Here is a 13,531-nt window from a genome sequence, read left to right as displayed (position 1 = left end):
ATGTATTACGCAAAGGAGTGTCGTATGAGACAAAAATTACTATTATTTGGCAAGACCCCTTTATCCATGCAAAGAATATCCATAATTACCTCATTGGTATTATCGGTAGTGACGGTTGGTAACTTTTTTCTAAAAACATTCACAATTATTGATGATTTTAGTTTTCAAAACAGTGCAATTCGGGGTAAGGAATATTCCTATAGCTATTTTGTAAGTGATAACCACTGGGACAATGATAATGTCCATTATGAGGAAGAGGACAGAGAAAACGAATATGATCGGGAAACTGCCTAGAAAATATATTAGGGCTAATACCTTTTCTGATGTCACATTTGGATACACCTTTCGTACATCTTATTTTACAAGCAACGAAAATCTCTTACCATTGTAATGATGATAAATTGCACGGATATTGGTTCTTTTAAGGGAGGTTGTATGTTTACGCAGGTGAAAAAACGTTTTGTATCTGGGGCTTTAATTGTTGGTATATTTACAACGGGGGCTATCCTCCCGGTAGCGGCATCCGCAAAAGACAAGATCGTGGGGGCAGTAAGCAGCCTGGATGAAAATACGGGAGCGATCACGATAATAGATACTCTTGTGCAAGTGGATGCCAGTAATGCAAAGATAAAGGTAAAGGGGGTTAATAATGCAACACTATCGGATATTCAGGAAGGTAACATTATTAAGATTACGGGCAGTGCCGATGATTCAGGTGTCATCGAAGCAATAAGTATTAAAGATCCTGTAAAACTAAATAAAAAATATGACGGAAAAATCACGGGAAAAACGGAGAAGGTGAACACCTCTAAAGATACCTTTGTCATTATGGGTCAACCGGTAGATGCTGGAAATCTACCGAGTGTTATCATGGGTGGAAGAACGATTTCGTTTGATAATATGCGTTCAGGTGTCAGTGTGGATGTATATGTTATCGCCAAGGATAGTCAGTTGGTTGCCAAGAAAATGATCATACGTTCTGAGAGTTGTAACTTCTGCCACTAAAGGATAAGTGACTTCATTTCACAATTTTAAAAAAAGGATTGGTCCAATGAAATATTTACAAAAAACTGTACTTTGTATTGGATTGAGTGTTGCCCTATATAGTTTTCTCTCGAATACCTTATTCGCATCAGCAGGAGGTCCGGTCGCTTACTCTACAGGCGCTCCAAATGACCACGGCACATGTAATACGGATGGTTGTCACAACTCCTTTAGCCTTGATTCGGGTAACGCAATATTTTCAATCACTGCCCCCACCGCTTATACTCCAGGCAAAACAGTAAAATTGAAGGTTTCCTTTCGTAGTTCCAGCGGAAAAAAGCATGGATTTGAGTTGACAGCGCTGGATGCCAATGGCAACAGGGTTGGAACATTTAAAAAAATAGGAAATACTACCCAGGTTATTCTCCCAAATGACTCCCGTGGGTTGGAGCAGGCGGACAAGGGTAAATATATAGAGCAAACATTCAACGGCATTAAAAAGAAAAGTTGGAAGATTAAGTGGAAGGCACCCAGCGACGCAGCTAATCCAATCACATTTTATGCAGCAGGGTGCGAAGCAAACGGAGACGGAGCCGCCACTGATGATTATATTTATACCACCACCGCAGAAACATCTTCTGCGCCTTAAAAGAAGCTGAGTGTAAATGAAATTGCGTATTGGTGTCTGTTATATGGAGTTTCGGTAAGAAATAATAAATTAAGGGATGAAACTTTATCGATGGAAACGAATCGATTGTTTGCATTCATAAAACAACATCATTTGTTTTGTATCCTTGTGGGTGTAAGTATCTTTCTTTTCTTTTTTGAGTTAGGCAGCAGAAGTTTTGAGATTAAGGACGCTCGTCGGTTTGCAGTGATTACACAAGAGATGATACAAGGGGGTAGCTGGCTAGTACTCCATAAACATGGCGAAATCTATCTGAACAAACCCCCCATGCTGATGTGGTTGATTGCCCTTTTTTCTTCCATCGGGCATCAAGTAACCCCCCTTACCGCCAGATTACCTGGTGCAATTGCCGGCTTTTCAAGTATCCTTGTGATTTATTACTTTACCCAAAAATTCTTTAATCAACGCGCTGCCTTCATCGCAGCTATTATCCTTGCTACTTCTCAAAGATATTTCTGGTACGGTCGGTCTGCCTTCCCCGATATGCTCTTTACCCTCTTTATAACACTGGCCCTCTTTTCCTTTTACCTCGGATACAAACAAAACAAGGAATTTTATATCGGCATGCATCTCTCCATGTTCTTTGCCATCTTAACGAAGGGGCCGCTGGGAATTATCTTTATCCTCAGTATTATTGTCTCTTTTTTGGCTTTTCAAAGGGATTTAAAGGCCTTCAAAGAACTGAAATGGCAATGGGGTAGTATCCTCATCATGATAATGGCCGGCATTTGTATCGCATATTGCTTAAAGGTAGGGCTTGAACCTTTTATGGCTACCATAAAGAGAGAATTTTTGACTCGGATTAATAATCCTGTAAATAACGGCGAACCTTTTTATTATTATTTTGTGAATATTTGGGCAGATTTCCTCCCGTGGTCATTATTCATTCCATTAGCCGCCATCTATGCCTATAAAAAATGGCGCTTGGGAGATGAATACATTACATTCATTTTCTGCTGGGCCGTACTCGTTTTTACAATTCTCTGTGTAGCCAAGGCAAAACACCCGCGGTATATGCTCCCCCTTTATCCAGCATTATCGATCTTAATGGCAGCTCTCATTGATGATACATTAAAAGGGTCGGTCATACTTCCTTCGTGGTTACGCTCATCTGTACGTTGGATTATTTTCACAATGATCGGACTGACGGCAATCCTGCTTGTTATTGTGCCTGCCTACTTTTTCAACTATTCCTGGGTTGGAATATTCGTCTCCTTGATAATGCTTCTCATTGTGATGAAAGTGTTTTTCTTTCTCCGTCAGAAGAATGGACTAGTCAATGTGTATTTTGCTATCTGTATGCTCATAACCGTCATAGGATGGGGAATATATGTGCATTGTCTTACTATCCATTCACGGAATGAAACCTTTGGCACAAAGCTGACTTATGCGATAGAAAAAAACTTGGGAGACCTGAATACATACCATATATGTGGTTATGAACTAGGGGAATCTTTATGGAATATTGTAAATTTGAGTCTGAAGATGCATGTCCCGATGATCAAAAGTATACAGGAATTAAAGACCTTTATGAATGCCCCTGACCACAAACCACTCTGCATCGTTGGAAAGAAAATTTTTGAAAAAATAAAAGATGATGCACTTGATGATACCTTAAATACCTTAGATGTTTGCACCACAAAACGTCAGGTAACGCTTATTTATAAAAAAAATCAACAAAAGATTTACCAACAATGAAAAATCCGGATATTTCTCTTGTTATTCCCTTATACAACGAGGCAGATAACATTGAACCTCTCGGGCATTCTATTCTCCATGCCATGGAGAAACAAAATTACGAGGTAATCTTCGTGAATGACGGCAGTATAGACGGCAGTACGGAAAAACTGAATGCATGGTGCACCAAACATGAAAACTTCCGTACCATTCATTTCAAGAGGAACGCAGGACAAACGGCGGCAATGGATGCCGGCTTTAAATCTGCTGCGGGGAAATATATTGTTTCTATGGATGCCGATATGCAAAATGATCCTCTGGATATCCCAAAATTACTTGAAAAACTGAATTCTTATGACATGGTATGCGGGTGGAGACAGAAGAGGAACGACCCGTGGATCAAACGCATTTCTTCTCAAGTAGCCAATTATATAAGAAACAAGCTTTCAAGTGAGGATATTAAGGATACAGGATGCTCTCTCAAGGCATATCGCAGGGAATGTCTCATACACATCAGGTTATATAACGGCATGCATCGGTTTTTGCCCACCCTGTTTAAGATGGAGGGGTTTACCGTTGCTGAGATTGTTGTAAACCACTATCCCCGGAAGTTTGGAAAATCAAAATACGGGATATCGAACAGGGCATTCAGGGCATTTATAGATTTGTTGGCTGTACGGTGGATGAAAAAAAGGAAACTTCATTATGAGGTAGAAAATGAAAAATCTTATAACACATATTAATTTCTGGGTTGTGTTTGGTCTTATTGGACAACTTTTGTTCGGTTCCCGATTTTTTATACAATGGATTGTCTCGGAAAAACGCGGCGAAAGCATTATTCCGGAGGTATTCTGGTATTTAAGCATGGCGGGCAGCGTCATATTATTTACCTATGCGATATTCAGACGTGACCCTGTTTTTATCATGGGACAATCCGCAGGGATTTTTATCTATGCTCGCAATATTATGTTAATTTACAAAAAGAAAAGACTCCTGGACATGGCAACCGGCAAAGGGATTAATTCCTTAAATACTGCTGTTGAATAAATGGGCTGAGTGAATCCTATTTTGTATCTGAACGGAAACACACCAAAACCATGGAGCATAAGGCATAGCAGGTGTATCATGGAAACAAATATTAATCAGCATTCTGTGGAAAGGATAACAAAGAAGGACATTCCTTTTCTCTCTGGCTTAATCCTAATTGGTCTGACTCTATTTCTCTGGCATACCTGGGCAACGCCGCTCATTGATCCCGATGAACCTCGTTATGCCGCTACAGCGAGCGATATGGTGCTGAACAACCATTGGGTCGTGCCGCACTTTAATGGCGCTCCACGCATTAATAAACCTCCTCTCTTCTATTGGACCATTGCCATATCCTATAAAATTTTTGGGATAAACGAATTCAGTGCACGATTACCCTCAGCCCTGGCGGCTATGGGCACAGTATTGATCGTCTATCTGTGGGGGAAAAGGCTTGAAGACTGCAAAAATGGTTTTTGGGCTGGTTTAATACTGATGTCCAATCCATTGTTTTTTCTCATTTCCCGTTTATGTATTACGGATATGCTCCTGACCTTTTTTGTCTGTGCCAGCCTTTACCTTTTCTTCATCGAATATACGGAAGCTCATAAAAGCAACCTCAGGCGGTTATTCCTTTACTTTCTCCTGAGTATGGTCTTTCTGATAAAAGGGCCGGTAGGTATCTTGTTGTTTATCCTGATTACCATGGGATTCCTCTTATGGATACGTGACTTTCGGTATATCAGGAATCTTTGGTATCTACCGGGGTTCCTGGTTTTCCTTGCTATTATCTGTTCGTGGGGTATTCCCTTCTGGCTGTCCCTGGGCACAAAACAAATCTTTGCATTGCTTTCGCAAGAGATGTCTGGCAGATTTGTCAGCGGTTATGCCCACCCACAACCTTTTTATTATTATGCACCGGTATTTTTCATGGGATTTTTCCCCTGGTCGCTGTTTGTATTTATTCCTTTTGTTCATGCCCTAAAACAAAGGCAAAGTATGCCAGGAAAGGAAAAAAGACAGGTGTATTTTTCCTGTTCCTGGTTCATCCTTACCGTGACCTTTTTTTCTCTGTCTCACTCGAAATTGATGACCTATATCCTTCCCGTTTCTCCTTCCATTGCACTGCTAACCACGTCACTTTCACGATGGGAAACAGAAGACCTCTTAGGGAAAGGGTACTTATGGATCGTGTGGCCTGTTCTATGCGTGTCTGCAACAATGCCCCTGGTGCTCATGTTTATCATATTTGAATGGCCGCCAACTGTGCATGGTTTATCCGCAATTCATATGGTTGTTCCCATTATTGTTCTTTTCGTCGGGACAGTGGTATCGCTCTATACTTTCTTCGTGAACAGGCATTTTTCCTACATAATAAAGGTCTTTTGTTTCACGAATTGTTTAATCCTCGGCATCACCATGGCCTATTCAGCGAATTCATTGGGAACCGTTCGGTCCACAAAGGATATTGTGAAAAACTATCTTTCAGACAAGAAGAATTATACGCTTTTGAGTTGCGGAAAACCTATGCCAAGCCTTGTCTTTTATAGTGGAAAAAATGTGCTGGAATTAGATGCAGATACTAGATTGAAAAAACTTCTTTCTGATCAAGAATGCCCTCTTTATGTCGTTATGAGTAGAAATGATTATCAGAAAAAGCGGGCATGGATTCAGAAAAAGAAGTTGCATGCCGTATGTCAGAATAATACGCATGTCATATTAGAAAAAGACTGAATTAACAAAGGAACTTCTGTATGCAGGAAAATTCCAGGAAACGGCAAAAATATTACTTTGATATACTCATATTGGTTGTCGTTTCCGGTTTGGTTATATTTCCAGCCCTTGGGCAGGAGCGATATCTTGCGAGCCGCGAGATCCGGCACGCAGAAATTATTCGCGAAATGGCCGAACGGGGCGATTACCTGGTGCCGAGACTCTTCGGTAAGATATACTACGACAAGCCACCGGTTATTCACGCACCTGCAGCATTCATTACGCGCATAGTGGGGAAACCGAGCATGACTATTGCACGCATGCCATCTGCTATTGCCGGCATGCTGGGGGTGCTAGCCACCTATGGCATAGGTCTTTTGCTTCTGGACCGGCGTTCGGCGCTGGTTGGGGCAATTGTATTACTTGGTATGCCTGGTTATAGTCTCTGGGCGCGTCATGCCAGGCCCGACATGATTTTTTGCGCCATGATTTTATTCTCGTGCCTTTGCCTCGGAATCGGGATGCGAAAATACAATCATTTTCCAAGAACGTTTTACTTTACGCTTGCAGGACTATTTGCTGGTGTTGGAGTGATAACGAAGGGTCCCTACGGAATTCTCGTCCCAATCTTTTTTGTAGTTTTTGCACCATTCCGCAACCTGAACTTTACACGCCCTCGACTCGGTTGGACTGGTTTCTTGCTTGGACTCCTCACTGCCATTGCTATCTGGGCTATTCCTGCTTATCTTCGTGACGGTGGTGAATATCTCCGTGGGGTGATATTCCAGCCTGATCTTGATGTAACAAGGGAAGGAAGCGTGAAATCGTTTTTTTGGTATGTTCCGTATGTGCTCATACTCACGGTACCACTTTCGATTTTCCTTCCTCTTGCTATTGTTGATTTGCGGCGATATGGTTACTCTGCGCCCCTTGCAATTGCGGGGGCTATGTTTATCGTTATTTCATGTATTTCCAAAAAACGGCAGCATTACCTTCTTCCACTTGACCCATTTCTGGCGCTAGGGATTGCCGCCACAGTCGTTCGACATGGGATAACAAGTCGTATCGTGCGGCGATCTGCAAGGATACTCATAATAATTTCAATAGCGTCAATTCCCATTTACTTTGTAGCTATTCAGCCTTTTCTGCAACCATACAAAAACTCAAAAATATTTTTTGCAAAAGAAGTCCTTGGAGTGATTAAGCCAAATTCGTGTATATACTGTGTATCTGGTACCAAGGAAGTACTGGCATGGGTAGGACGAGACTATGACAGAATCTGTGAAATCAATCGAAACGACCCCTCTGTAACCAAAACCTTATGCAATGATAAGGCAAGGTATTACCTTGTTAGTGAACAGGATCTTATGACTCTTCTTAAAGGTAAAGAGCCTCTTTCGGGAGAATTGATTCTCAATCGTAAAGTCGGTCATGAAAACATGATGCTCTTTTGCCTTAAGAGCAAAACAACGGGTGCACCTTGATAATGCACAGAAAGATTTTTTCAAAGTTTGTTCAAAGAGACCTTTGTAATAAAGGATATGAATCTTGAAAAGATACGTTCGAATCCTTCTCAAATATAGAATAGCAATGCTTGTTGTAATTCTGGTTATAACAGCATTTTTTGGTTACTATGCCAGAGAAATGAGAACAGATAATTCTATCGAAATCTGGCTTTCAAAAAATGACAGGGATCTGGATTATTACAAGGTATTTTTAAAGAAATTCGGAGATGAGGAGTTTTTGGTTGTAGCCTTCAGTGCAGTTAACATATTCACCAAAAACCGTATCCGATATATTAACACCCTTGCAGAAAAGCTGAAAAGATTGGATGGTATTGCAGGGGTCATTTCGTTAGCAGATGTGTTGAAAGACAAAATTACATCTCCTGTTTTTAAAGAAATACTCAGGGTTCAACATGGCCGTCCTTTGACGAACATTTTTAAACAGCAACTACTCACGGATTCACTCTATCAAAATACCATTATTTCTCAAAACGGTAAGACCACAGCAATCATTGCCACAGTGAAATGTGCAGGACCGGAATCGAGAAAACAATTAGTGTCTGAGGTCAAAAAAGTACTTTCTGAAGCGACTGTCAGACCGACGGACACGGAGAAGAGAAAACAGAAGTATTATTTAGCCGGTCCTTCCGTTGTAAATGCGGAACTTGATCGTATGTCAAAGCAAGACATGACCAAATTTACGCCGCTTATGTTTGCGATGTCGATCATTGTATTAGGATGCCTGTTTAGAAAAATTTCAGGGGTATTAATTCCCATGTTGACCGTTGGGGTATGTATCACATGGATTACCGGATGTTTTGTGCTCTTTGGCCAGACAATGAACATGATTTCAAATATGCTCCTCCCCCTGACCTTTATTATTGCTCTTTCTGCCTCGATCCATCTGATCAGTTATTATTACCAGGAAAGTAAATTTTTTACCCACAAAGAAGATGCTATTTGTAATACCTTACGGCACGTTGGTATTCCCATTCTTATGACCAGCATCACAACGGCTATTGGGTTCGTTTCACTGACAACCAGCAGCATTCCTCCCGTTTTCATCACGGGTTTGTTCATGGGAGGTTGTGCAGCGCTTACCTTTATTATCGGCATGACGCTTATACCTATACTCCTTTCCTTTGTCCCATCGTATAGGTCTATTGATGCTGAAAATATAGTATTATCTGAAAATTCTTTGGCAGAGAGGCATGACAGAGAACGGGGCTTTGGACTGCTTCTATCTGGATTAGGTCGTTTTATCGTAAATTACAAGGGATATGTCCTTCTCTGTGGTCTTGTTGTGGGTTTATTCTTTGTGTGGGGTATCTCAAAACTTCAGGTGGAATCCGACCTTATGGCCTCCTTTCCAAAAAATAGTCAGATTGCGAGAGATAATGCCTATATCGAAAGTCATCTCATGGGCTTGCTGCCTGTTGAAATCGTTGCTGAAGCAACGAATAGTATCAGCATATTTCAGCCAGGCATATTGAACAATCTGGTAGATCTCCAAAAATATCTTCACGGAATACCTGAAGTGACTGGTTCACTATCTGTGGCAAATTACATCCAGAAAACGCATCAATTCATGAATGATGATAAGCCACAATATTACTCTATCCCGGATACAGAAAAAGAGTCTATGGATTATGTAAAACTGGCTTCTGTATATGGTGATAAATATGTCAATCGTCTGTATACAAAAGGAAATACTGATGCAAGGATATCAGTCCGGATGAAGCAGGTTGGCTCGAACCGATATCAGGCAGTTATAAAATCGATAAAAGAATACATTCACAGACATCTTGATACAACTGCGCTGACATGGCATATCACAGGGATAGTTCCCCTTTTGATCAGTGTTCAGGATAACATCCTTCGGAGTGAGATACAGTCCTTTTCCCTGGCCTTTTTGCTGACCTTTATTTCAACAGCAGTCATTCTAAAATCTGTAAAAATCGGGCTTATCAGTGTTATACCAAATTTGTTGCCCAGTACCATAACACTGGGTTTGATGGGACTTACAGGTATGAAACTTGATGCGGCAACGATCATGATTGCCAGTATTGCGCTGGGGATTTCTGTCGATAACACGATCCACATTTTTTATCGTTTTAAAAAAGAAGTGTCTGTTTCCGGAAATGCTTCAAAGGCAATTTGTCATACATTACAAGGGGTTGGAAAAACAGCCCTGTTTACTTCCTTATCAGCGGCCGTTGGGTTTATGGTTTTTTCTTTTTCAAGTTTTAAACCTGTGCAATATTTTGGCATACTCACAAGTGTAACGATGTTAAATGCAATCATATCCGACTTATTTATATCTCCGAGTTGCCTGATGCTGTTTAAACCGAAGTTTTAACCTAATGCAAGGGAGGTTTCAAACCTTCCCCTGCAAATTTTATAAAAAAGGTAATTTTCCCATGATACAAACAGGAATAGAAACCAATAAAAATAATACTTCAATAAATCCTGGACTTTTCACCAAGTGTGAATTCAACAGATTAGACCGGCGACCTGATCAAGCCATTCTTCAGGATGCAGAGTGGTTTGGTGTGTCGGCAGATGAGTGGGTAAAACGGATAGTATCAATTCACTTTGACCCTGTTATTGGTTCGCTCTACTGGCTTCAAAAGGAGAAGGAGTTAGGTATCAATGCGAGGAAGGATATCTCTTCTCTGGAAGATCTGCATATCCTGGGACCGATGGAGGAAGAAGACCTTCGGCGTTACCCGATAGAATGTTTCATTCCAAAAATTCATCTTGAAAATAAGGAACAACTCATATTAGGGGAAACGGCAGGAACAACCGGCCTTCCGAAAGTAACGGCCTATTTGAAGAGAGAGTTTTACGTTACATTCGTGGATTGGTTCCGGTATATCGCAGAATACAGGGGATTTCCCCGGGGCGCTCATTGGCTATGGGTAGGTCCCAGTGGCCCTCACATTATAGGCAAAGCCGTTGGTCCTGTAGCACAGAGTATGGGTAGTATGGATCCATTTTCTATTGATATGGATCCGCGATGGGTAAAGAAACTAAAGCCTGATTCTCTGGGATATAAGAGATATCTTAACCACATTCTTGAGCAGGCGCTGGATATACTGAAACGACAGCGCATCGAAGTAATTTATTCGACCCCTCCCCTGCTGCTCAGATTGGCTGAGGAAATGAATTTTGCACAAAGAATGCAGATTCGCGGTATTCACTATGGCGGGGTTCCCATTGAACAGGAGCAACTCAAAAGATTCCGAAGTGAACTTTTTCCATATGCTGTCCACATCGCTGGTTATGGGAATACCCTGTTTGGCCTGTGTATGGAAATTGATGAATCTTTGAATGGTAATCTGGACTATTATCCTCCCGGACCTCGCATGGTGTTACAGATCGTTTCAACAAGAAACGGTATCCATCCTGACCGGAATCGTCTTGACCATATGGTTAACTATGGTGAAAAGGGTCAGGTAGTGTGTCATCGGCTTGACGTGTCCTTTTTCATCCCCAATATGTTTGAAAGGGATGAGGCTATACGGATTGCGCCCACCAAAAATGCACAGTCCCTCGGTATTTATCAGGACGGTGTCAGAAATCCATCGCTGTTAAACGGATTAGAAGCAAATGCAAAGGTAGGGGTGTATTAGTATCTTCCAGAAATAATTTTGACATTTTTAGCAAAAATTCAATGAAAAATGAAAAGTGTAAATTGAAAAATGCAAAATAAACTTTGCAATTTGCATTTTTCACTTCCGACTCGTTCGGGTTGGGAAAAGGCATTCAAAGGAAGATAAACTTTGTAAAAACGTACCAACTATTTAGGTTCAATCGAAGACAATTTAACCAGCAAATGAATAAATTTTTTTAGAAGAAGGATATTATGAAATTATCAGAAACTAACATTGAACTTCTTGCACCTGCAGGCCGCTGGGAGGCGTTGACTGCAGTAATCGATGCCGGTGCCGATGCAGTATATATCGGCGGTAAGCGCTTTAATATGCGGCTTCACAGGTCAGATTTCAATTTTACAGACGAACAAATCGTAGAGGCCGTACGATATACCCACTCAAAGAACGCGAAACTGTACATTACCGTAAACAATCTTCTCTGTAATGATGAGATGAACGCAGCGGGGCATTTTCTTAACTTTTTGAGTGAAATTCAGGTAGATGCCATTATCATCCAGGATCTGGGTGTTTTAAATCTGATCAGGAAGATGGGCATTCCCACACCTGTCCATATCAGTACAATGATGAATATCCATAATATTGAATCCGCATTAACACTGAAAGAATTGGGAGCAAGCCGTATTGTTACATCCCGGGACATTTCCCTTGACCAGGTGAAGGAGATACAGGAAAAGGCCGGAATTGAAGTTGAGTATTTTGTGCATGGCGACTTGTGTGTTTGCCAGAGCGGGCAATGCTATGCCAGCGGCGTGCTTTTTAGTAAGAGCGCAAATCGCGGCGAGTGTATGAAACCGTGCCGTTGGCATTATACCCTTGTAGAAAGTGTTTCGGGACAACCCATAGGAGACCTGCCTTCGGGTCACTTACTGGCTATGAAGGATATGTGCCTCTTAAGACATATCCCTGACCTTATCCATGCGGGAGTATGCTCCTTAAAAATTGAGGGGCGCATGAGACATGCTGATTTTCTTAAAGAAGTTGTCGGCATCTATCGTAAGGCAATAGACACCTATCTTGATAATCCTGCTGCTTATTACATGGGTTCTACAGAGTATGAACAACTTTACAATCATCGGGTACGTGAGTTTACTACATCAATGGCATTCACACCGGCGTCTGCATCTCTTGTCGATATCTCAGGGAGTCGAGAACCCCTCTTCTTAAGTCGTGCAGCAAAAGAAACGTCTCTTACAAAAGAGGATATTTATAATGACCCCTTTGAATTGCAAATCGCAGAAGATACCGGAAAAGAAAAACCAATTAACTTTCAAACAGCAAACTCAAATAGAGATAATCCACTATTATCAGTAAAAATAAGCTCTATGAACGCCCTGAAGTTGGCGTTGGATGAGGGTGCAGATCGTATCTATATTAGTGGAGAAGTTTCACCGTTGAAAAAAGAGTTTTGGACAAAGACATCGTATAAGGAGGCATGCAAGAGGGTCCATGATGCTGGAAAAACTATTGGAATAGGCACACCCCGCATAACTACTTCCCGTGAGATGGCTGATATGGCATGGCTATTTGAGCAGGCTGCATCATTCCATGCCGATTATGTACTTGTTCATAGTCTGGGTGCAATACGTCTGGCAAGGAAATTCGGATTAAATATTCTGGGAGACTATTCGTTAAACGTCCTTAACGTACAAGCTTTAAACCTTCTGGAAGAATCAGGGGTTTCCGGAATCACAGCCGCCCTGGAATGTTCATATAAACATTTGAAACAATTCTCTGGCAAAGCGTCATTACCCGTGGAATGTGTCGTTCATGGACCAGTTCCCGGTATGATACTCGAACACTGTATCCCGGCTATGGTGACCTCTAAATCACACAAAAAAGATCATTGCAGACAGGTGTGCCAATATATGGGATACGCACTCAAGGACGAGCGTGGAGAAGTACGGCCCATCGAAAATGATCAGTACTGCAGGACTCATCTCCTGTTAGCAAGAGATATCTGTGTATTGCCATACCTTCATTCATTTGTACAGGCTGGCATAAAAGTGTTGCGGATTGAGGGACAGTATTATGAAGATTCCTTGGTAAAAACCCTGGTTAGCATGTACCATAAATATTTAAGCATATATGCAGAACACCCCGGTATTTCATTACCGATACAGGAGAGTGAATGGGATATATTAACTGAAAATAGTCCAAGGGGATTTAATCTGGGTGGCTATGTACAGGATATAACCCACTCAAAAAGTACTGCTGAGGTAATGAAAAGTATCAAACAGTAACGAATTAAATATATCCGGAGG

General features: G+C 41.3%; 11 protein-coding genes. All 11 read left to right on the top strand.

Annotated elements, in window-relative coordinates:
- Positions 1–24 precede the first annotated feature (24 nt).
- The 11 genes from E3K36_14890 (at position 25) to E3K36_14840 (ending at position 13,510) form a co-directional block, all read left to right on the top strand.
- On the top strand, positions 25–294 hold the full coding sequence (locus E3K36_14890; protein MCF6156488.1) for a hypothetical protein: 270 nt from the start codon (positions 25–27) through the stop codon (positions 292–294).
- Between the two features lie 141 nt (positions 295–435).
- Positions 436–1,005: a hypothetical protein gene (locus E3K36_14885; GenBank protein ID MCF6156487.1), complete on the top strand. Its 570-nt coding sequence runs from the start codon at positions 436–438 to the stop codon at positions 1,003–1,005.
- 46 nt (positions 1,006–1,051) lie between these two features.
- Positions 1,052–1,633, top strand: a complete 582-nt coding sequence (locus E3K36_14880; protein MCF6156486.1) for a hypothetical protein — start codon at positions 1,052–1,054, stop codon at positions 1,631–1,633.
- A gap of 90 nt (positions 1,634–1,723) precedes the next feature.
- Positions 1,724–3,370, top strand: coding sequence for a glycosyltransferase family 39 protein (locus tag E3K36_14875; protein MCF6156485.1), 1,647 nt, complete (start codon positions 1,724–1,726; stop codon positions 3,368–3,370).
- The gene (locus E3K36_14870) at positions 3,367–4,092 is read left to right on the top strand and encodes a glycosyltransferase (GenBank protein ID MCF6156484.1); all 726 of its coding nucleotides are present in this window, start codon (positions 3,367–3,369) and stop codon (positions 4,090–4,092) included. The genes E3K36_14875 and E3K36_14870 overlap by 4 nt, the downstream gene beginning before the upstream one ends.
- Positions 4,067–4,396 carry a lipid A biosynthesis protein gene (locus tag E3K36_14865; protein MCF6156483.1) on the top strand — a complete coding sequence of 110 codons (330 nt, stop codon included), beginning with the start codon at positions 4,067–4,069 and terminating at the stop codon, positions 4,394–4,396. The genes E3K36_14870 and E3K36_14865 overlap by 26 nt, the downstream gene beginning before the upstream one ends.
- A gap of 78 nt (positions 4,397–4,474) precedes the next feature.
- Positions 4,475–6,109, top strand: a complete 1,635-nt coding sequence (locus E3K36_14860; protein MCF6156482.1) for a glycosyltransferase family 39 protein — start codon at positions 4,475–4,477, stop codon at positions 6,107–6,109.
- Between the two features lie 20 nt (positions 6,110–6,129).
- Positions 6,130–7,572 (top strand): phospholipid carrier-dependent glycosyltransferase, encoded by a 1,443-nt coding sequence (locus E3K36_14855; protein ID MCF6156481.1) that lies wholly within the window; start codon positions 6,130–6,132, stop codon positions 7,570–7,572.
- 64 nt (positions 7,573–7,636) lie between these two features.
- Entirely contained in the window at positions 7,637–9,952 is a 2,316-nt protein-coding gene (locus E3K36_14850; protein ID MCF6156480.1) for a hypothetical protein, read from the top strand.
- Positions 9,953–10,013: 61 nt separating this feature from the next.
- Positions 10,014–11,228, top strand: a complete 1,215-nt coding sequence (locus E3K36_14845; GenBank protein MCF6156479.1) for a hypothetical protein — start codon at positions 10,014–10,016, stop codon at positions 11,226–11,228.
- Positions 11,229–11,461: 233 nt separating this feature from the next.
- Positions 11,462–13,510, top strand: coding sequence for a U32 family peptidase (locus E3K36_14840; GenBank protein MCF6156478.1), 2,049 nt, complete (start codon positions 11,462–11,464; stop codon positions 13,508–13,510).
- The last annotated feature ends 21 nt before the right edge of the window (positions 13,511–13,531 follow it).

Origin of the sequence: Candidatus Brocadia sp. (genome assembly GCA_021646415.1) — a bacterium.
Taxonomy (GTDB): domain Bacteria; phylum Planctomycetota; class Brocadiia; order Brocadiales; family Brocadiaceae; genus Brocadia.
The sequence above is the reverse complement of the archived record's forward strand: the minus strand, read 5'-3'. Positions and strand labels throughout refer to the sequence as shown.